Origin of the sequence: Streptomyces sp. SCSIO 30461 (assembly GCF_037023745.1) — a bacterium.
Lineage (GTDB): Bacteria > Actinomycetota > Actinomycetes > Streptomycetales > Streptomycetaceae > Streptomyces.
The window spans coordinates 3,116,581-3,136,580 of sequence record NZ_CP146101.1 but is presented as its reverse complement, the minus strand read 5'-3'; the positions used below and the strand labels follow the sequence as shown (position 1 = coordinate 3,136,580).

General features: G+C 71.4%; 20 protein-coding genes. 10 read left to right on the top strand and 10 right to left on the bottom strand.

What is annotated here, in order from left to right; genetic code table 11:
- Positions 1 to 7: 7 nt before the first annotated feature.
- Positions 8 to 862, top strand: coding sequence for a formate dehydrogenase accessory sulfurtransferase FdhD (gene fdhD, locus V1460_RS13825; protein ID WP_338678041.1), 855 nt, complete (start codon positions 8 to 10; stop codon positions 860 to 862).
- A 68-nt stretch (positions 863 to 930) separates the two neighbouring features.
- Here the strand turns inward: fdhD and V1460_RS13820 are convergent, their stop codons facing one another.
- Complete coding sequence (locus V1460_RS13820; protein ID WP_338674021.1) at positions 931 to 2,046, bottom strand: bile acid:sodium symporter family protein; 1,116 nt, start codon at positions 2,044 to 2,046, stop codon at positions 931 to 933.
- Between the two features lie 167 nt (positions 2,047 to 2,213).
- Between V1460_RS13820 and V1460_RS13815 the strand changes: the two genes are divergently transcribed.
- The 6 genes from V1460_RS13815 (at position 2,214) to V1460_RS13790 (ending at position 8,989) form a co-directional block, all read left to right on the top strand.
- Positions 2,214 to 3,098, top strand: coding sequence for a LysR substrate-binding domain-containing protein (locus tag V1460_RS13815; RefSeq protein ID WP_407077451.1), 885 nt, complete (start codon positions 2,214 to 2,216; stop codon positions 3,096 to 3,098).
- Between the two features lie 279 nt (positions 3,099 to 3,377).
- Positions 3,378 to 5,177, top strand: coding sequence for a long-chain fatty acid--CoA ligase (locus tag V1460_RS13810; protein WP_338674020.1), 1,800 nt, complete (start codon positions 3,378 to 3,380; stop codon positions 5,175 to 5,177).
- Positions 5,178 to 5,291: 114 nt separating this feature from the next.
- Entirely contained in the window at positions 5,292 to 6,128 is an 837-nt protein-coding gene (locus V1460_RS13805; RefSeq protein WP_338674019.1) for an aldo/keto reductase, read from the top strand.
- Between the two features lie 215 nt (positions 6,129 to 6,343).
- Positions 6,344 to 7,249 carry a LysR family transcriptional regulator gene (locus V1460_RS13800; protein WP_338674018.1) on the top strand — a complete coding sequence of 302 codons (906 nt, stop codon included), beginning with the start codon at positions 6,344 to 6,346 and terminating at the stop codon, positions 7,247 to 7,249.
- 91 nt (positions 7,250 to 7,340) lie between these two features.
- Positions 7,341 to 7,913 (top strand): cysteine dioxygenase family protein, encoded by a 573-nt coding sequence (locus tag V1460_RS13795; protein WP_338674017.1) that lies wholly within the window; start codon positions 7,341 to 7,343, stop codon positions 7,911 to 7,913.
- Entirely contained in the window at positions 7,910 to 8,989 is a 1,080-nt protein-coding gene (locus tag V1460_RS13790; protein WP_407077450.1) for a YeiH family protein, read from the top strand. The genes V1460_RS13795 and V1460_RS13790 overlap by 4 nt, the downstream gene beginning before the upstream one ends.
- Here V1460_RS13790 and V1460_RS13785 read toward each other — a convergent pair.
- Both V1460_RS13785 and V1460_RS13780 read right to left on the bottom strand, forming a co-directional pair.
- Positions 8,881 to 9,888, bottom strand: a complete 1,008-nt coding sequence (locus V1460_RS13785; RefSeq protein WP_338674016.1) for a class I SAM-dependent methyltransferase — start codon at positions 9,886 to 9,888, stop codon at positions 8,881 to 8,883. The genes V1460_RS13790 and V1460_RS13785 overlap by 109 nt on opposite strands.
- 132 nt (positions 9,889 to 10,020) lie before the next feature.
- Positions 10,021 to 10,326, bottom strand: coding sequence for a 4a-hydroxytetrahydrobiopterin dehydratase (locus tag V1460_RS13780; RefSeq protein WP_338674015.1), 306 nt, complete (start codon positions 10,324 to 10,326; stop codon positions 10,021 to 10,023).
- A gap of 49 nt (positions 10,327 to 10,375) precedes the next feature.
- Here V1460_RS13780 and V1460_RS13775 point away from each other — a divergent pair, with 49 nt between their 5' ends.
- Positions 10,376 to 11,212 carry a helix-turn-helix transcriptional regulator gene (locus tag V1460_RS13775; RefSeq protein ID WP_338674014.1) on the top strand — a complete coding sequence of 279 codons (837 nt, stop codon included), beginning with the start codon at positions 10,376 to 10,378 and terminating at the stop codon, positions 11,210 to 11,212.
- A 97-nt stretch (positions 11,213 to 11,309) separates the two neighbouring features.
- On the opposite strand, the gene V1460_RS13770 is transcribed toward V1460_RS13775, so the two are convergent.
- The 4 genes from V1460_RS13770 to V1460_RS13755 form a co-directional block, all read right to left on the bottom strand.
- Positions 11,310 to 11,477 (bottom strand): hypothetical protein, encoded by a 168-nt coding sequence (locus V1460_RS13770; RefSeq protein WP_338674013.1) that lies wholly within the window; start codon positions 11,475 to 11,477, stop codon positions 11,310 to 11,312.
- A 112-nt stretch (positions 11,478 to 11,589) separates the two neighbouring features.
- Positions 11,590 to 11,982: a hypothetical protein gene (locus tag V1460_RS13765; protein WP_338674012.1), complete on the bottom strand. Its 393-nt coding sequence runs from the start codon at positions 11,980 to 11,982 to the stop codon at positions 11,590 to 11,592.
- A 90-nt stretch (positions 11,983 to 12,072) separates the two neighbouring features.
- A complete protein-coding gene (locus V1460_RS13760; RefSeq protein ID WP_338678038.1) occupies positions 12,073 to 14,220 on the bottom strand; it encodes a phage holin family protein in 2,148 nt (715 codons plus the stop codon).
- A gap of 179 nt (positions 14,221 to 14,399) precedes the next feature.
- On the bottom strand, positions 14,400 to 14,840 hold the full coding sequence (locus tag V1460_RS13755; RefSeq protein ID WP_338674011.1) for a hypothetical protein: 441 nt from the start codon (positions 14,838 to 14,840) through the stop codon (positions 14,400 to 14,402).
- A gap of 239 nt (positions 14,841 to 15,079) precedes the next feature.
- On the opposite strand from V1460_RS13755, the gene V1460_RS13750 reads away from it, so the two are divergent.
- Positions 15,080 to 15,853, top strand: coding sequence for an MBL fold metallo-hydrolase (locus tag V1460_RS13750; protein WP_338674010.1), 774 nt, complete (start codon positions 15,080 to 15,082; stop codon positions 15,851 to 15,853).
- 103 nt (positions 15,854 to 15,956) lie between these two features.
- Entirely contained in the window at positions 15,957 to 16,607 is a 651-nt protein-coding gene (locus V1460_RS13745) for a VTT domain-containing protein (RefSeq protein WP_338674009.1), read from the top strand.
- Positions 16,608 to 16,628: 21 nt separating this feature from the next.
- Here the strand turns inward: V1460_RS13745 and V1460_RS13740 are convergent, their stop codons facing one another.
- The 3 genes from V1460_RS13740 to V1460_RS13730 form a co-directional block, all read right to left on the bottom strand.
- Positions 16,629 to 17,819 carry an MBL fold metallo-hydrolase gene (locus tag V1460_RS13740; RefSeq protein WP_338674008.1) on the bottom strand — a complete coding sequence of 397 codons (1,191 nt, stop codon included), beginning with the start codon at positions 17,817 to 17,819 and terminating at the stop codon, positions 16,629 to 16,631.
- Between the two features lie 76 nt (positions 17,820 to 17,895).
- Entirely contained in the window at positions 17,896 to 19,116 is a 1,221-nt protein-coding gene (locus tag V1460_RS13735; protein ID WP_338674007.1) for an aminotransferase class I/II-fold pyridoxal phosphate-dependent enzyme, read from the bottom strand.
- A 223-nt stretch (positions 19,117 to 19,339) separates the two neighbouring features.
- Positions 19,340 to 19,915 carry a TIGR03086 family metal-binding protein gene (locus V1460_RS13730; RefSeq protein ID WP_338674006.1) on the bottom strand — a complete coding sequence of 192 codons (576 nt, stop codon included), beginning with the start codon at positions 19,913 to 19,915 and terminating at the stop codon, positions 19,340 to 19,342.
- Between the last annotated feature and the right edge of the window lie 85 nt (positions 19,916 to 20,000).

Below are 20,000 nucleotides of genomic sequence, written 5' to 3'. Positions count from 1 at the left end.
GATCACCATGGGACGGGTCACCGAGCGCCGCCGTACGATCCGGATCAGGGACGGAGCGGTGTCCGTCCGGCCGGACACCCTGGTCGCCGAGGAGCCCATGGAGATCCGGCTGAACGGCCGTCCGCTGGCCATCACGATGCGTACACCGGGTGACGACTTCGCGCTCGCGGTGGGCTTCCTGGTCAGCGAGGGTGTGATCGGCGCCCCTGAGGACATCAGGTCGGTCGTGTACTGCGCCGGCGCGGAGCCCGGCGGTGGCGCGAACACCTACAACGTCGTCGACGTGCAGCTCGCGCCCGGTGTCCCGGTGCCGGATATCGCGCTGGAGCGCAACGTCTACACCACGTCCTCCTGCGGTCTGTGCGGGAAGGCCAGCCTCGACGCCGTACGCACCGCCACCCGCTTCCCGAGCACCGGCACGTCCCCGTCGGCTCCGGCGCTGCGGGTCGAACCCGCGCTGCTGGCCCGGTTCCCCGACCGGCTGCGGGCGGCGCAGCGGGTCTTCGACAAGACCGGCGGGCTTCATGCCGCCGCGCTGTTCTCGGCGGACGGGGAGATGCTGGACGTCCGCGAGGACGTGGGGCGGCACAACGCCGTTGACAAGCTGGTCGGCAGAGCGCTGCAGGAGGGCCTGCTGCCCCTGTCGCGGGTGATCCTGCTGGTCTCCGGGCGGGCGTCGTTCGAGCTGGCGCAGAAAGCGGTGATGGCCGGGATCCCGGTGCTGGCGGCCGTTTCCGCGCCGTCGTCGCTGGCCGTGGACCTGGCCCTGGAGTCCGGTCTCACCCTCGTCGGCTTCCTGCGCGGGCCCGACATGAACGTGTACGCGGGTGAGGAGCGCATCGCGCTGCCCTCGCGAGTGTGAGCGACCGCTCCTCAGCGGGCGACGCGCGGGCGGGCGGCCGGGGGTTCGGATGCGGGCATGGCCGCACGCTACCGCTCCTGGTGCGGAGTGTGCGCCACGGGCTGTTCACGCCGGTTCCGGTTCGCTGCCGGTCCTGCCGCACGCTTCGTCCGCCCTCCGGCGCCGACCGGTCCGCCGTGGCGGTGCGGGCCCGGGGGTGAGAGCCGGGAGCGCCGTTTCGCAATCGCCGCGCAGACCATCAACTGCAGCTGGTGGAACAGCATCAGCGGCAGCACGGCGAGGCCCGCGTGCGCGCCGAAGAGCACACCGGCCATCGGAAGCCCCGCGGCGAGACTCTTCTTGGAGCCGGCGAACTGGATCGCGATGAGGTCGGCGCGGTCGAAGCCGAGCCGCTTCGGGACATACCAGGTCAGCACCAGCATCACGGCGAGCAACGCTGCCTCCACGAGCAGCAGTGCCCCGATCCGCAGCGGGGTGACCTGGTGCCAGACACCCGCGACCATGCCCTCGCTGAAGGCGACGTACACCACCAGCAGAATCGAACCGCGGTCCACCACGCGGCACATCCCGCTGTGCCGCGCCACGAAGCACGCCGTCCAGCGGCGCGTCAGCTGACCGGCGAGGAACGGCAGCAGCAGTTGCCACACGATTCTGAGCACCGCGTCCGTGGAGAAGCCGCCCGCCTGTTGGGCGAGCAGCAGCGCGACGAGCAGCGGGGTGAGGAGGATCCCGGCAAGGCTGGAGAACGAGCCCGCGCAGATCGCGGCGGGCACGTTGCCGCGAGCGATCGACGTGAACGCGATCGAGGACTGGACGGTAGACGGGACCAGGCAGAGGAACAGCAGCCCGGTGTAGAGCTGCGGGGCGAGCAGCCACGGGACCAGGCCCCGCGCCGCGAGCCCGAGCAGCGGGAAGAGCAGGAACGTCGCGGCCAGTACGGTCAGATGCAGGCGCCAGTGCCGCAGCCCGTCCCATGCCTCCCGGGCGGACAACCGCACCCCGTAGAGGAAGAACAGCAGGCCGATGGCGCCCGTGGCGACGCCGTCGACGACGGTGGCCGCCGTACCGGAGGCCGGCAGCAGCACGGCGAGCAGCACGGTGGCGGACAGTGCCGTCAGGAACGGGTCGAACGGCGGACGAAACAGCGCACCGGGCCGCAGGCGCGGCGGAACGAGGCGGCTCATGCTCAATGCGCTTCCTGTGCTCTGTGCTGTGCTCTCATGCGGCTGCTGCGGACCCCGCGCGGCCGACGAGGCATGCCCTCATCCTCACCGGTCGAAGGGCCATCGGGAATCCCGTACTCCGGACTGACAGTCATCACGACTCGCGATGGACGCGTAACCTGGGAGGCGTGTACGAGCCGGTTCACCTGCGTACTTTCCTCGCGGTCGCCCAGACGCTGAGCTTCACCGGGGCCGCCCGCAGGCTCGGAGTGCGTCAGTCGACGGTGAGCCAGCATGTGCGCAGACTGGAGAGCGCCACGGGGCGGCGGCTGTTCACCCGGGACACACACAGTGTGCGGCTCACCGAGGACGGCGAGGCGATGCTGGGTTTCGCCCGCTCGATCCTGGACGCGCAGGAACGAGCCGCCGTCTTCTTCTCCGGGCACCGGCCTCGCGGGCGGCTGCGATTCGGCGCTTCGGAGGACTTCGTCCTCACCCGGCTGCCCGAGATCCTCAGGACGTTCCGCAGCGAGCACCCCGAGGTCGATCTGGAGCTCACGGTCGCGCTGTCCGGCACGCTCCACCGGCGGCTCGAAGCGGGCGGGCTCGATCTGGTGCTCGCCAAGCGGGCCGCGAGCGACGGGCCGGGCGAACTGGTCTGGCGGGACACCCTGGGCTGGATCGGCGCGCCCCGGCTCAGTCCGGCTCCGGACCGCCCCGTGCCCCTGATCGTCTTCCCTCCGCCGGGCATCACCCGCGCCAAGGCGCTGGAGGCACTCCAGTCGCACAACCGGGCCTGGCGCATCGTGTGCACGAGCACCAGTCTCAGCGCGCTGATCGCCGCGGCGCGGGCGGAACTCGGGGTGATGGCCCATACCCGCGGACTGGTGCCGCCCGGCCTGGCCCCGGTGCCTGCCTCGGCGGGGCTGCCTGCGCTGGGCGACGTGGACTTCGTGCTGCTCCACGGCCACCGGCCCGGCGCGTCCCACGGCACCCGGGAGGCGGCCGACGCGCTCGCCGCCTCGATCCTCGCGGGCGGCGACCGGCTGCACCGTGGCGGGGCGCCGCTGTGAGAGGTCGGGCCTTCCCGTTGAGCCGCGTGGTCGCGTAGAGCGGGGGTGTCCGCCCCGTACAGATTCGGTGCAGATTACCGGCATCCTGATGTGCTCTTTGGGCAGAGCCTTGCCCAACGGCCCCTCATATGGCCGGATATGAACGGCTGACCAGCAGCGATGCGAAATGTGGCGACTTGCTGAAGCCCCTCCCCAGCGAGCCCGCTGTGGGGTACCGTCACCGGCGCTGTGCGGAGCGCCACGAGGAGCAGGTCATTGCGTGAGTTCACGGTTCCACCCTTGGCGACGGCCCCACCTGTCGGCGGCCTGGCGGATGCCGTGTTCGACCACGCCCGATCGGATCCTGATCATGTCGCCCTGAGCCGCAAGGACCAGCTGGGCGAGTGGCGTGATGTGACCGCCGGCGATTTCCGCGACGAGGTGCTGGCCATCGCGAAGGGGCTGCTCGCGGAGGGCGTGCGGTTCGGCGACCGGGTCGCGATCATGTGCCGCACGCGATACGAGTGGACACTCTTCGACTTCGCGCTGTGGACCGTCGGTGCGCAGAGCGTGCCCGTCTACCCGACGTCGTCCGCGGAGCAGGTCTTCTGGATGCTGCACGACGCCGAGGTGTCCGCCTGCGTGGTCGAGCACGAGGACCACGCCATGACCATGGGCTCGGTCATCGACCGGCTTCCGGGACTGCAGCGGTTGTGGCAGCTGGACAAGTCGGCCGTGGCCGAGCTGGTCGCTGCGGGCGAGCACATCGAGGATGAGGTGGTGCACCGGCACCGCAGGGCGGTGACTCCCGAGTCGGTGGCGACGATCATCTACACCTCGGGAACGACGGGCCGCCCCAAGGGCTGTGTGATCACCCACGCCAATTTCATGTACGAGACCGACACTCTGATCGAGCGCTGGGAGCCGGTCTTCCACTCCAAGCCGGGCGATGAGCCGGCTACGCTGCTCTTCCTGCCACTGGCGCACGTCTTCGGCCGCATGGTGCAGGTCGCGGCGATCCGCGGCCGAGTCAGGATGGGTCATCAGCCGGTGCTGCAGGCCAGTGCGCTGCTGCCCGACCTCGTCTCGTTCCGGCCGACGTTCATCCTGGCCGTCCCCTACATCTTCGAGAAGGTCTTCAACGCAGCGCGGCGCAGGGCGGAGGCGGGCGGGAAGGCGGGGCCTTTCGACAAGGCCGCTGATGTCGCGGTGCGCTATGCCGAGGCGTTGGAGCACCGGGCCTTCGGGCTCGGACCCGGGCCTTCGGCGGCGCTGAGGGTGCAGCACCAGTTCTTCGAGAAGGTCGTCTACCAGAAGGTCCGCGACGCGATGGGCGGCCGGGTGCGGCACGCCATGTCCGGTGGCTCCGGTATGGACCGGCGGCTCGGCCTGTTCTTCGAAGGCGCCGGGGTGACCGTGTTCGAGGGCTACGGACTCACCGAGTCGACCGCCGCAGCGACCGCGAACCCCCCGGAGCGCACCAAGTACGGCACGGTGGGCCAGCCCATCCCCGGTACGACCGTCCACATCGCCGAGGACGGTGAGGTGTGGATACGCGGCGGACAGGTCTTCACCGGCTACCTCAACGATCCCAAGTCGACCGACGCGGTGCTGAACGACGGCTGGCTCGCCACCGGGGATCTCGGCGCGCTGGACGAGGACGGCTATCTGACGATCACCGGGCGGAAGAAGGAGATCCTGGTGACCTCCGGCGGCAAGAGCGTGTCGCCGGTGGGCCTCGAGGAGCGGGTCAGGGCGCACCCGCTGGTGGCCCAGTGCATCGTGGTCGGCAATGACCGGCCCTTCATCGCGGCGCTGGTCACCGTGGACCAGGAGGCCGTCGACCATTGGCTGGCCATGCACAACAGGGCCCCTCTGCCACCCGCCGAACTCGTGCGCGACCCCGATCTGGAGATGGAGATCCGGCGTGCGGTGGTGGCCGCCAACACCTTGGTTTCGCAGGCGGAGTCCATCAGGACGTTCCGGATACTGGCGCATCCGTTCAGTGAGGAGCACGGTCTGCTCACCCCCTCGCTGAAACTGAAGCGCAAGGCGATCGAGGTCGCCTACGCGGAAGAGGTGGACGCTCTCTACCGCTGAGACCGGGCACCTGGGAAGCCGCCGGCACCACCGATTCCATGGAGTCGGAATGCCACCGTCCGGTTGTTCGTTGTGCCTGCATCAGGCAGAGACGAAGGTAAGGATCGACTGCTCGTGAACAACGTCCCCTCCCTCACCCTGAACAACGGCGTGCGGATGCCGCAGCTCGGCTTCGGCGTCTGGCAGATCCCTGACGACGAGGCGACCAAGAGCGTCGCCACGGCCCTGGACGCGGGCTACCGAAGCATCGACACGGCAGCCGTCTACGAGAACGAGAAGGGCACCGGCCGAGCACTCGCCGACTCGGGGATCCCCCGCGAAGAACTCTTCATCACCACGAAACTCTGGAACAGCGACCAGGGCTACGACGCGACCCTCCGTGCTTTCGACGCCTCCTTGGAACGGTTGGGCCTCGACTACATCGACCTGTATCTGATCCACTGGCCGGTACCGGCCAGGGATGAGTATGTGGACACCTACAAAGCCTTCGAAACGCTCCTCGCGGAGGGGCGCACCAAGGCGATCGGGGTGTCCAACTTCCTCCCCGGGCATCTGGAGCGGCTCCTTGACGAGACTTCGGTCGTGCCTGCCGTCAACCAGATCGAGCTGCATCCCCAGCTCCAGCAGGAGGAGTCCCGCGCCCTGCACTCCCGGCACGGCATCGCCACCGAAGCATGGTCCCCGCTGGGGCAGGGACGCGGCCTGCTCGAGGTGCCCACGGTTGTCGCGATCGCCCGCAAGCACGGGCGCTCCCCCGCTCAGGCCGTACTGCGCTGGCACCTCCAGACGGGCAATGTGGTGATCCCCAAGTCCGTGACGCCATCCCGGATCCGGGAGAACATCGACGTCTTCGACTTCGAGCTGGATGCGGACGACCTCGCCGCCTTCGCGGCGCTCGGTGAGGACCGCCGGCTGGGCCCCGACCCGGCCACCTTCAACCTCGGAGCCTGACGCGCGAGCCCCCGTGGAGACTGTGGACGGGGACGTGGCGCACCTCGCCGCAGCCCGCTCCTCGGCGGTGGTCACCGGTGCTGCTCACCGGCACGTCCACTTCCGGGGAGCCGGGCCCCGCGCCCGGTGAGACCCACCGGTTTCGGCCGCAGGAGCGGCGCAAACGGCAGACACCGCCTTCTTTGGGCACCCCAATTTCCGCTTATGCTTTCATCGTGTTCGACTCCCGGTACATCAAGACCTTCCACGAGGTGGTGAGGAGCGGCTCCTATTCGGCGGCTGCGCGTGCGCTCGGCTACACCCAGCCGGCCGTCAGCCAGCAGATGAAGGCGCTCGAACGGGATGTCGGCACCCCCCTGTTCACCCGGGTCGGAAGGGGCCTCAGGCTAACCGAGGCAGGGGAGGCGCTGAGACGGCACGCAGGAACGATACTCGGCAGCCTCTCGGCGGCCCAGCAGCAGATAGACGCCATCGCAAGGCTACGGTCCGGGCGGGTGACGGTTTGCGCCTTCCCCAGCGCGGGCGCGACCGTCCTTCCGGAGGTCATGGCCCGGCTGACCGCCGAACACCCGGGGATACGGGTGGAACTGGTGGAGAACGAACCACCCGAGTCGCTCCGGTTGGTGGCTCAGGGTGAGTGCGACATCAGTCTGGCCTTCAGCTATCCGGGCCAGCCGGCCGAGATCCCGGAGGAACTCGCCGAAATCCCGCTTCTCGAGGACCCCCTCACCGTCCTTCTGCCCACGGGGCACCCGCTCGCCCGGCGCCGGAACGTGCGGCTGTCCGATCTGGCGCATGAGCGTTGGATCGCGGGATGCCTGCGCTGCCGCGCGCATTTCCTGCAGTCCTGCGCCGAGGAAGGGTTCACCCCGGACATCGCCTGCACCACGGATGACAACCTGGTGTTGCAGAGTCTGGTGGCCGCCGGGGTGGGCATCGCGGTGGTCCCCGCGCTGGTGCTGTCGTTCCTCTGCCACGAGAAGGTCACCGGGCGGATCGTGGAGCCCCACACCCGTCGTCAGATCTCCGCCTACGTGCTCCGGGACCATATGCGGATCCCCGCCACAGCCCTGGTGCTCGACCAGCTCAAGGCCGTGTCGGAGGCAAGGACCGGCTGCTGAACGACCAACGCCGCATCCATAAGCGATTCCTTGGGACACGGCAATCAACTCTCCTTGGACGTGAGAGGCGCGCCAGGCGGACGCTGCGTCCATGACCCCTGCGAACACGGCCGCCGTCACAGCTCCACCATCCCGGATCACCGAGCCCCTGCGCGAGCTCGTGGCAGGAATACGCCAAACCGTCCAGCGGGGGCTGGCACCCGAGCACACCGCGCAACTCGTGGCCCAGCGGCTGGCGCCCTGTCTGGGTCGGCCCGATCTGCTCCTCCCCGAACACCACGAGGGGTATCCGGACCGCTATCGGCAGCATGTGCTGCACGCCGAGCATGACGGCAGCTTCTCGCTGGTGGCCCTGGTCTGGCTGCCCGGCCAGAGCACCCCGATCCACGACCATGTCTCCTGGGGCGTCACCGGTGTTCACCAGGGCGAGGAGTCCGAGCGCCGTTACCGCCTGGTCCCGGGCGACACCACGGCGCGGCTGGTCGCCACCGAGGATGTGGTCGGCCCGCAGGGCGCGGTCGCCGCTTTCACCCCGCCCGGCGACATCCACCTCGTCCGCAACTCCGGCACGTGCAAGGCGATTTCCTTGCATGTCTACGGAGCCGACGTCTCCCGCCTGGGCAGCAGCGTCCGGCGTGTGTACGACCTCCCGGCAGACCGGTGACGGCCGTCACGGAGCCCGCCCAAGGACGGGGGGCCGCTCCGCGGTCCGTCGCGCGGACGGCATGGGGATCCGTCCCAGGATCCGTCCGCAGGCTCGCCCCAGGACTCGGGCTGGCAGCCGCCGGCGTGTGCGCGGCCTGGCTCGTCCACCTCGCGCTGCCTGCCGTGCCGATGCTCACCGCCGCGGTCGTGCTGGGCATCGCCGCGGCGCACACCCCGTGGATACGCACCGGCGTCACGGGCCTGTGCCGTCCGGGACTCACCCTGGCAGCCAAGCGGCTGATGCGGATCGGGATCGTCCTGCTCGGTCTGAAGCTGGCTCTGGGTGATGTGCTGGCACTGGGCTGGGCGACGGTCGGCATGGTGTTCGCCGTCGTCGGCGCCACCTTCTGGGGCACCTGGTGGCTGGGCCGCCGGTTCGGACTGCCCGGCGACCAGCCGCTGCTGATCGCCACCGGATACTCCATCTGCGGTGCGTCCGCGATCGGCGCGGTGAGCGCGGCGAACGACAGCGACGAGGAGGACGTGGTCACCTCGGTCGCTCTGGTGACGTTGTGCGGCACCCTGGCCATAGCCGTACTGCCTTTGCTCCATGCCCCGTTGGGCCTGACCGACGCCGAGTTCGGCCGCTGGGTGGGCGCGGGTGTCCACGACGTGGGCCAGGTGGTCGCCACCGCCCAGACGGCCGGTGCGGACGCGCTGGGCGAGGCCGTTCTGGTCAAGCTGATGCGTGTGGCTCTGCTGGCCCCCCTGGTGGCAGCGGTGGTGGTCGCCGCGCGCCGCCGCGGCCGGGCCACCACCACCGCTGCCACGGCGAGGCCTCCGCTGGTGCCACTGTTCATCCTGGGCTTCCTCGCCATGGTGGGGCTGCGCACGACGGGACTGCTGCCCGCGGACGCGCTGACAGCCGCGAGCACGGCCCAGGAACTGCTCCTGGCCGCCGCCCTGTTCGGGCTGGGCAGCGCCGTTCATCTGCCGTCGCTGACCCGGACCGGGTTGCGGATCGCCGGGGTGGGGCTGATCGCCTGGGTGCTGATCGCGGCCGCTGCGTACGCGGGTGTGCTGCTGACGGCGTAGGTTTTTGCCGAGTGCTGGTGCCTGGCCGTGTGCACCGTGCGGGCGGCGAGCAGGAAGGAGTCCGGACGGTGCATGAAGCCCTGCTCGTCGTCCGGGTCCAGCAACCGGTCGAGGACCGCCAGGTCCTCTTCGTCCATCCGCCCCTCCACGACGGAGCGCAGCCACGAGAACGCCGAAACCAGTTGCTCGCGTTGGTCCGCAGTGAGTGGCGCCGGGATGTCCAGCAGGAACGAGCGGCTGCGGGCGTCCGACAGACCCGCGGCGGCCAGCAGCGCGGGCCAGTGCTCCACCACGGCCGTGTAGCCGGGCAGTGCCGCTCGCATCTCCTCGAACCAGACGCTGCTCGCGCCGTCGATACGGGACTCGAGGCCGGGCCGTCCGATGCCGATGTCACGTGGCAGATGCCGGGCCTGGAGCCCGCCTTCGAGTACCGCGATCAGCCCGCCGGGGCGCAGCCGCTCCGCGAATGCCCCGAGGGCGAGACGCTGATCGCCCATGTGGTGGACCGAGTTTCCGGCCCAGATGAGGTCGGCGGTACCCAGCTCCTCCAACCCGTCGGGCGCTTCGGCGGCATGGACCCGCACGCGGTCGCCGAAGCCGCTGCGAGCGGCCCGGGCGAGGGCCCTGTCCAGGAGCTGGGGCGTGGCGTCCACCGCCACCACTTCCGCGTGCGGGAACGTCTCGGCGAGCAGACAGGTCAGTACCCCGGGGCCGCTGCCGATGTCGAAGACACGGCGCACATCGTCGGCCGGCAGTTGTTCGGCGACCCAGGCCGCGGCCTGGGCGGAGAGAGGACGGTGCATCTCCGCACCGCTTTCGAGCACCGGGGCGAGTGCGTCCCAGTCGATGTCGGCGTGCTGCTGGTGCTGATGTGAGTGCCGGTGCTGGTGAGAGCTCATGCGATCAGAGTGCGGCTTGTACCGGGCTCCCGGCGAGCATCTTTGCGGTTACCGCAAAGAAGTCGCCGCGATGGCGGCGCGAGGGCCGGGGCACCACTGCGCCACCCCGGCCCCGGCCTTACGACACCCGGGTCAGCTTGCTCCATGGCCCGGAGCGACCGCCTCGACGCGCTGGGCGAGTTCGAAGTCGCGCTCGGTGACGGCGCCGCCCGCGTCATGTGTGTTCACGGTGAGATTGACGGTGTTGTAGCCGAGCGTGAGATCCGAGTGGTGGTTGAGCTCGTCCTGGATCCGCGCCACGTGCACGACGAGCGCTGTGGCCGCGAAATGGTTGCCGAGCCGGTACGTACGGGCGATCCGGTCGCCTTCCTGGGACCAGCCGGGCAGTTCGCGCAGCCTGTCCTCGATCTCCTTCTGCGACAACGGTTCTGTGGGCATGGGTCCGATCTCCCTCCGGTGTGTCCGATAGCGAAGCTAACGTTGGCGGATGACAACTGTGCTGCCTGACACGGGAGTGGGGCCACTACTGCGCGCGTGGCGCGAGCGCCGAAAGGTGAGCCAACTGGAGCTCGCACTGCGTGCCGGCGCCTCCGCGCGGCACATCAGTTTCATCGAGACGGGGCGGTCGCGACCCAGCGAGGACATGGTTCTCAAGCTCGCCGAGCACCTGGACGTGCCTGTCCGCGACCGCAACGCCCTGCTGCTCGCAGCCGGTTACGCCCCCAGGTACGCGCGCACCCCGCTGGACGATCCGACGCTCGGCTCCCTGCGCGCCGGCCTGGAGCATCTGCTCTCGGGCTACGAGCCGTATCCAGCGCTCGTCGTCGACGCGACGTACAGCGTGGTGGCGGCCAACCGGGGGATCACCCTGCTGCTCGACGGCCTCCCCGAGCAACTCCTCACCGCCCCGCTGAACGCCATGCGCATCACCCTCCACCCGAAGGGCCTCGCGCCGCGGATCCGCAACCTGCGCACGTGGCGCGGGCACCTGCTCGACCAGCTGGAACGGCGGCTGGCGCTTGCACCCTCTGCGGCACTGCGCGACTTGTACGAGGAGGTCGCGGCGTATCCGCTGCCGGACCCGTACGACGCCGCGGAGGAGGCGGAGGAACCGGAGAGGCAACAGGCCCATGCGGGTGACGAGCTCGCGCCGCTTTTCGCGCTGCCGCTGCGGATCGAGCACGGTGGCAGGGTGCTGTCGTTCGTCTCCTCGATCGCCACGTTCAACACACCTCTGGATGTGACCGTGGCCGAGCTGGCCATCGAAACCCTGCTTCCCGCCGATCCGGCGACGGCGGCGCACCTGCGGTCACTGGTGGGATGACTCCTGCCACGAGTCCGCGCCCGCCCGGGGCGAGCCGGGCGGGCGCGGCGCGGGGGCGCCGGAGCCGACGAGGGAACCGGGACCGTGGCGGGGCCGCTCAGCCGGGCGAACCGTTCGCCGCGGGCCGTACCTCCCCGTTCGTGGTGGCGGTGGCCGGGGCCTGTTCGGGTTCGGCCGGGTCCTCGCACGGATGCTCCGACAGATCCGTACGCGCCACCTCGGCGCGGACCATGGCGTTCAGGGCTGCGAAGGCGTCGATGGGCATGGCTGTGCTCCCTGCGGATGCTGAGAAGTGGTGACGGTGTGCTGATGTGCCGGGAGCGGGCCATGACGGCGGCACACGGGTGCCGATCCCGTCCGGGCCCGCTCCGGGCCCATCAGCAGCGCAGGACCAGCGTTCTCGACGCTCCGGGCGAAGGCCGTGCGCCGGCAGGGGTTGCCTCACCGTACGGGTCGGTCTGCGCCGGGGCCGCGGTCACCGGCCCGGCATGGGGCTGAATGCCGCGCCTCTCGGTACGGCGCAGCGGCCTCGGCAGGTCCTCCGACTCGGCGGTGTCCTGTGCCACCTCCCCCGGGACTTCCGCCGGGAGTGACGAGGCCGGGGCCGGTGCGCTCTGGCCCGGCACGGCCGCGGTGGCGACGGTCTCCGGTGCGCAGAGCAGTGCGACGATCGCCGTCAGGGCGACGATCGCGGCACGAACGGCGGCCTGGGAAGCGGCGCGCACGACGGCACGGACAGCGGCATCGGCACAGCACGTGGCACGGTTCACGGGCACAACCTCCTGCACCTGCCACATGTGCCCGCAGGACGGCCCCGGCTCAGCGCCCAGACGACCGTTGCACCCCCATGGGGTATCGCGTTAGACCGAGTGCGCCCCGTCGTCCGTCGGGTCCGTCGGATGCGCCCCGTCATCCACCGCACGCGCTCGGTCGGTCTCGCGGGCTTCGGCGAGCGGCGCCTGGGCCCTGTGGGTACCGCCCATGGCCTCCCCGAGCCAGCGCCGGAGCACGAGGTGCACCTGCTCGGCACCCACCAGTTCCACGCCGTCCACGACCGGCTCGGACAGCTCGTACGGCGACAGCAGGAAGGGGTACGACTGCTCGCCGCCGAGCCCGCCGTGCGAACCGATCTGCTCTTCGAAGGCGTGCACCCGGCCCGCCACGGGGTCGTAGCTGGAGTTCACCATGATGTCCGCGACGTGGGGGAAGGTGTCGGTGCGCCGGATCGCATCGGCCGCCCCCGGGCCGAAGGCGGCCAGGGGTCCGGTGCCGTCGAGCGTGCTCACGGGGAGCTCCACACCACCCGGCCCCAGCACCAAGGATCCGGCGCGCTCACCGTGCACCAGCAGGAATCCGATGCCGGGGTGGTTGGCGAGGGTACGCAGCAGAGCCGGGTGGCGGCGGTCGATCTGCTCCCGGCTGAGCCGCCCCGGTACATCGGGGAAGGAGATGAGACCGAGATTGCCCGAGGCGAGCACCACGGGCTCGGACACCCCGTCGCCAGGCCGCCGCCCCCCGGCCGCCTGCTCACCCGCGCCCGGGGTGTCGGGGCTGCCCGAGACGTCCGCCCCGTGCTCCACGGATCGGAGCAGCACACCGCGCAATGCGTCCCGGGCGGCGTCCCGGGCCTCCGCGCCGCTCGGGGTGCGTCCGGCGCGGCGCGGGACCGGCAGCCCGCAGCCGGCTCTGACCAGGTCCTTGAGCGTGAGGCCGTAAGCGCGGGCGAAGCTCTCACCCGAGCTCTGGCCGTGGTCGGAGAGCAGCACGATCCGGTACACCCGGGGGGCGTGCGCCGCGGCCTTGGCGATCAGCGCGATGGAGCGGTCGATCCGGCTCAGTACCTTCGCGGCGTCCCGGCTGTGGGGTCCCGAGTGGTGGGCGACCTCGTCGTAGGCGACGAGGTCCGCGTAGACGGCGGTACGGCCGGCCAGCATGTCGCCGATCACCGCGGCGACCACGACGTCCCGTTCGACGACGGTCGCGAAGGCCCGGATGAGCGGGTAGAGCCCGCCGCGGCCGACTCGTGGCCGGTCACCGCGCAGCCGGGAGCGGACGGACTGGACGACCTCGCGCACGGCCTCGGCAACGAAGGCGACCGCGGTGCGGACCGCGTTGGCGGGGTCCGAGAAGTAGGCGAAGTATCCGGCCCGGGACCGGTTGGCGCGGCCGCGGCGGGCGGCCACGGACAGCACCAGCGCCAGCTGGTCGGCGCCGCCGCTGAACAGGTTGCCGCGGCTCGCGCCGTCCACGCTGAGCAGCCCCGGATCCCGGGTGCGGGCGACCGCCCTGCGCTGGAGTTCCGCCGCGCTCGCGGGACGGTTGCTCACCATGGTCCGGCCCGTGTCCTTCTCGTACCAGCGGAAACCGGGGATGTCGTGGTTCGAGCCGTGCAGGATGCCGAGCTGGCTTGCGCCGGTCTGACTGGACCAGTCGGTACGCCAGGGTGTCACGCGGTGCGTGGTGTCGAGCCAGTCGGCGACGGTGGGCATCAGCCCGTCATCGACGGCGGCGCGCAGCACGGTGTGCCCTACACCGTCGAGTTGCAGGAACACGGTGCCTGCCGGGGCTTCGCCGCCGAGTCCCCGGTCACCGCGGCGCCGCCGTCTTCGCTGGGCGAGGCGGGAGAGGCGGCGGCGGTAGGCGTTGTCGTCCCCTACGGTGAGTGCGGTGGAGGTGGCGGAGGCCACGGCGGACATGACGGCGGCGACCACCACGGCGGTCTCGGGATCGGCGGAACCGCGGTCGTCGGGGATCAGCCAGAGTGCGAACAGCAGCAGCGAGCCGTTGAGGAAGAACACCAGCAGTCCGAGCACAAGCGCCGGAACGAGCAACAAGGCGCGCACGGCCAGTGGCCACGCCAGAGCGCTGAGCAGCCCGAATGCGCCCGCGCCCAGAGCGGCGGTGATCGCGGTCCGGGTGATGCTGTCCCCTGCGGACGCCTGGAGCCGGAAGTCCGGGAGGATTCCGGCGAGTACGAGCAGGGTGAGGGTGGACACCGCCCACACCACGATCACCCGGACCAGGGCCTTGCCCACCGCTCGCCAGGACCGCTCGCTGTCACCACGCCGATGGCCGCCACTCCGGCCGCCCGCGCGCCGGTCGCCGGTGCGCCCCTCGTCCACGTGCTCATCGCCCACGCGCCGTCACTGCCTCTCGCGTCGCCTGCGATCCAGCGTCGCAAAAAAGGTCAGCAGCCGTCGTAGCCGGCGGTCGGCATGGACATCCTGCGGTGCACCGTTGCCTTCATCGCGGCGTCGTAGACCGGTTCGTCCAGCCCCGCGGTCTCCAGGCGCACCCCGCGCCGCTCGCACTCCGCCGAGAAGTCCGGAACCGAGGTGACCGCCCGGGCCAGCACACGATCGTTGGGGGCGACGAAGAGGTCGACCAAGCCCGCGTCGACGTCGGCCCACAGCACGCCGTGGTCGGGACGCAGCCCGTACAACAGCAGTTCGCGGGTGACGACGTAGCCCTTGTCCGCAGCCCAGTATGCGCACATGGCATGCTGGCTGCGGGTGTCCACGAGGAAGGGCTCGCCGTCCAGTTCCTCCAGCGGGGTGAGGCTGGCGATCGATGCCGCACGCAGACGGTGTCTTCCGGAGTCCGGTGAGCCGCCGGGCGCGTGCTCCATGGAGCGATCCCCCTGTCCCCTGGTGAATTGTCGAGGGTGACCCTACTGCGGAGTCGACGGCGCAGGGGAGGCGCACACCGGCGCTCTCGACGGCACCGGACTCCCCCGTGCGCAACCGAGCGCCACAGACCGCCGTCGAACGACTCCGACGACCTCGCACGCCGCCGAGCGCCTACGCTCGTAGAGGACTTGCGAAGGCCACGGATGCGGGACCGCGAGACAAGCCGAGGAGGCGGTACGTGCCGATGGAGGTGACCTGGTGGGGTCATGCCACCTGTACCGTCGAGGACTCAGGTGTCCGCGTGCTCACCGACCCGCTCTTCGTGAACCGACTCGCGCATCTAAGGCGCCGGCGCGGAGCCGTGCCGCCCGCCGAAGCCGCGGTGGCCGACGCCGTCCTGGTCTCGCACCTGCACGCGGACCATCTGCATCTGCCATCGCTGGCCCTGCTCGCGCCCGGGACCCGGCTGATCGTGCCCCGCGGCGCTCCCCGGTCGGTGCCCGGTCTTCGGCGCCTGGCAGGACTTCACGTCACGGAGGTGCGTCCCGGTGACGAGGTGGTGGTGGGCGAGCTGCGGGTACGGGCCGTCCCAGCGCTGCACGACGGCCGGCGGCTGCCCCTGGGGCCCCATCGCTCCCCCGCACTCGGCTATGTGATCGAGGGCGACGCCCAGACGTACTTCGCGGGTGACACCGGGCTGTTCGACGGGATGGCGGACGCGGTCGGCGCGATCGATGTGGCTCTGCTCCCGGTGGGCGGCTGGGGACCGTTCCTGGGACACGGCCATCTCGACGCGGACCGGGCGGCGCGAGCGCTCGCCGCGCTCGCGCCGCGCGCGGCGGTGCCGGTGCACTACGGCACGTACTGGCCCATCGGCATGGACGCGGTCCGGCCCCATGAGTTCCACTCACCCGGCGACGAGTTCGCCAGGAAGGCGGCGCGGCTGGCACCACGCGTGGCGGTGCACCGATTGGGGCACGGTGAGAGCGTCCGGCCGGAAGTCGGCCGATGACAGCGGCCCGGGAGAGAGGCGGGCCGACGGCGGAGGTCCGGTCAGGGGGGCCTGACGGCGACAGAACCGGGCCGATGACCGGGCTGATGGCGGAGGGGGGCCGGTGACCTTCCAGGAGGCGATCGGACAACTGCCTCTCGAGTCGACTCAGCACGCGGTCGGCTTTCCCTCGCTGTTCCTGTTGATCGCACTGGGCTCGCTGGTGCCGGTGATTCCGACCGGGGCCGTCGTGAGCTCGGTCGCGGTGGTAGCGCTCCACCAGCCGTTGCCGTACGCCGTACCGGCTGTGTTCCTGGTGTCAGCACTCGCGGCCTTCACCGGGGACATCACGCTGTACTGGCTGGGGCGGCGCGGACTGAGCTTCCGCGGCGGTTCCCGGTGGCTGGCGGCACTGCGTGAGCGGGTGACTGCCGAGCGGCTGGCGCAAGCGGAGCGTGGGCTCGAAAGGCGCCGGGTCACGATGCTGGTGGTGTCACGGCTGCTGCCCGCCGGGCGAATCCCGGTGATGCTGGCTTGTCTGCTGACGAGGATGCCGCTGCGCCGATTCGCCGAGGCCGACGCGCCGGCGTGCCTCGCGTGGGCGGCGGCGTACGGGCTGATCGGGATCCTCGGCGGCTCGCTGTTCCCCGAGCCGTGGCAGGGCGTGCTCGCGGTGGTGGCGCTGACCCTGCTGATCAGCGGCGCCCCAGCGCTGTGGGGCAGGCTGCGACGAGGGGGGCCGCGCAGAGGGGCTCCCGGTGGTGGGCCGCCCTGAGCCGCTCCGCTGCCCTCACCGTCATGCGGTCGCGAGCAGCCGCGAGCCGCCGACCGGCAGGTCCCAGAGCCGTTCGCGCGGCAGACCCGTGTGGTCCCAAGCGGCGAGCAGGCGCCGGAGCGGCTCCAGCACGGGTTCCGCTGACAGCACGAAGGTCGCCCAGTGCATCGGTGCCATGTTCCGGGCGCCCAGGTCGGTGAACGCCTGCACGGCCTCCTCCGGGTCGGTGTGCACGGTGCTGAGCCACCACCTCGGCGCATATGCCCCGATCGGCAGCAGTGCCAGATCGATGTCCGGATGGTGGTGGCCGATCTCCTTGAACCAATGGCCATATCCGGTGTCGCCCGCGAAGTACACCCGGCGGCTCCGCTGATCGGTGAGTACCCAGCCGCCCCAGAGCGAACGACAGGTGTCCGTGAGCGTGCGTTTGGACCAGTGGTGCGCCGGTACGAAGTCGAAACGCACCGCTCCCCCGTCCGGCGACGGGAGCTCGGCGGCCTCCCACCAGTCGAGTTCGGTCACCCGGCTGAACCTGCGCCGCCGGAACCAGCGGCCGAGCCCGGCCGGGACGAAGACCGGAGTGCGCCTGGGCAGGCGGGCGATGGTAGGGGCGTCCAGGTGGTCGTAGTGGTTGTGGCTGATGACCACCGCGTCGACGGACGGCAGATCCTCCCAGCGGACGCCGACCGGGGTGAGCCGGGCCGGGGTGCCGAGGATGCGCCGGGACCACACGGGGTCGGTGAGCACGGTGAGGCCGCCGATGGCGATCACCCAGCTGGCGTGCCCTGCCCAGGTGACGGCAACGGTCCCCGGGTCGGCGGCGGGTAGTGGATCCGGGGCGAAGGGGAGTTGGGGGACATCGGCGAGCCCCGCGGCGGCGGGTCTCAACGCGCCTTCCCTGGCCAGCCTGGCGAGAGCCCGTACGCCGGGGAGTGGGGCGGTCAGCCGGTTCGTGAAGGAGCGGGGCCAGCGACGGGTGGATCCGAGTGCCCGAACCCGGCTTGCCGTTCCGGGGGCGGGCGCGGGTGGCGGGGTGTGCGCCGGAGCATCGTATTCGGGTACGGGCAGGGGCTGCCCGGGGTCGGGTCCGGTGCCCGTTCCGGTGTGCGAGGGCGCGGGCGGCGATACCGCAGTGCTCCGCGCACCGCGATGCCCATCCGGCTGGTCGGGGTCGTTCGCGGGGTCGGGCGGGGGCTCCGGGTGGTCGCTCATCTCGGGTCTCCGTTCGGCGCGTGTGGGGCTCGCGGTTCGCGGCGGTGTTCAGCGGAGTTCGTGCATCTGCGTTCCTTCAGCGGAGTTCGTCGAAGGCCGATCGGAAGCGGGACAACGCCTCTGCCACATGGGGCAGTTCCAGTGGCCGTTCCGCGGTCAGCGCGCTGATCCGCTCCTCGGCGGTCGCGCCGAGCAGCGGCCCCGTGCCCAGTCGTACGCGGAGGGCACCGAGTTCGTCGCCGAAGCGGTGGCCGCCGGGTGACAGGGCACCGAGACGGGCGCTCAGATGGTCCTCGAGTTCCATCGAGTCCGTGACCCCGCGGGCGGCCAGACGGGCGCGCAGGGGTCCGAGGTCGGCATAGAGGTGCCGACCGGCCTGCGGGGGACGCGAGAGGGCACCGGACATGAGTACCGCGTGGTGGGCCGCCGCCGCGAGCCGGGCATGGAGGGCGGCCGCACGCGCGGCGCGGGTGGCGACGGGCTCGGGCTCACCGAGTGCGTGCGCGGCGGCAGCGGCCACCGGGCCGGCGACGAAGGCCCCCAGCGCGGTGAGGATGTCGAGAACCCTCGCCCGCTGCGCGGCCCCGCGCCCGGTGGACGGGAATCGGGCGACCGCGACCGGCCAGGCCGCCGGGGCGAGCGCACCCGACAGGTCGCTGACCACGGTCGCGTCGTCCGGGCACATCTCGGCGGGGCTCAGCAGTACCCGCTCGTGGGGCCGGTGCAGTGTGTCCCGCCAGGTCTCGTCGCTGATGATGTGCATCCCCTGGTCGACCGCGGCCTCACAGGCCTCGCGCACCAGCTCGGGCGGGGCGACCGTGGCGGTCGGGTCGTCGGCGACCGACAGCAGCAGGAGGTTCGGGCTGCCGCCCTCGGCCCGCACCCTGCGCACCGTCTCCAGCAGGGCGTACGGATCCGGCACGCCCCCGCACTCGGCGGGCGTCGGCACATGGAACGCGGGCCGTCCCAGCAACCGGACCTGTGGTGTCCACCAGGCCGGGCACGGCCGGGGCATCAGCACATCCCCCCCGTGCGCGGCCAGCAGGGCGAGCAGCAGGGGCTGTGCACCGGGCGCGGCGGCGACGTCCTCCGGACGGCTGCGCAGCCCGCGCCGCCACCAGTATCCGACGGCCGCCTCGCGCAGCACCGGTCCCCCGCCGGTCGGCTCGGGCGTGGAGGTGTCCCCGGCCGCCGCCGCGAGCACTTCGGCGAGCTCGGGCAGCACGGGCAGGCCGGGTTCCGGCGCGTGCGGGCCGTACCGGACCGGTCCGTGGTCTTCCGGGGCCGTCCGCCGCATGGGCCCACCTCCCGTGCTCGCGCCCGGGAACACCGCCCGGCTCACGTGTCGACAAAGGCCATGAGCCCTTTATACGAAGGTTCCGCCCGCGCCGCCGCTCCGGTCGGCCCATTCACGTGACCGGGGATGGGCCGACCGGGGCTGATTCGAACGGAGTGGTCCGAACCGGGCTGGTCCGATCGGGGCTCACCCATCGGGGCGTCCGGCCGGAGGGCCGATTCGGTCAGGGCTCCCGCCCGAGCAGGCAGAGCAACTCGGTCTGGGCGTCCGCGCCCGGCGGTGGCTCGACCGCAGTCGCGAACAGGCCGCTCCGGGCCGGCCCGGCGGCATACGGGGCGACCTCCCGGGCGGTGAACTCGACCAGCGCTTCCGGGAGGGCTTCGTCCGCGCCGATGGCCCGGGACAGATCCCAGGTGTGCACAGTCGCGTCGGCCACCATCTGCGCGCAGTAGTCGGCAGCGGTGCGCTCGCCGTACGACAGCTCCACGGTCCTGTCCAGTGCACCCGGCATGTTGAAGGCAGCTTTCGCACCGGAGGCGGCCCGGTCCCAGGTGACGGCGGGGTGCGCGCCGAGCACATCGCCGTCGAAGGCGTCGCCTGCCTCCGCGGTGCCGCGACCGGCTCCGACGAGCAATGGCACCCACAGCTGCTCAGCCGTCAGATGGTTCACCAGGTCACGGACGGTCCACTCGGCGCACGGAGTCGCCCTGTCCCACTGGTCGGGCCGAACGGCGTGCACCCGTTCGGTGAAGAGCGCGAGCGCCTCGGAGTGCCGGTCCAGAAGAGCGACGGTGTCCATGGCCCCCACTCTGCGCCTCCACCGGGCCGGACGCGAACGGCCGGGGCCGCTCCTACGTCCGTCCGAATAGTAAGACGCATATCTC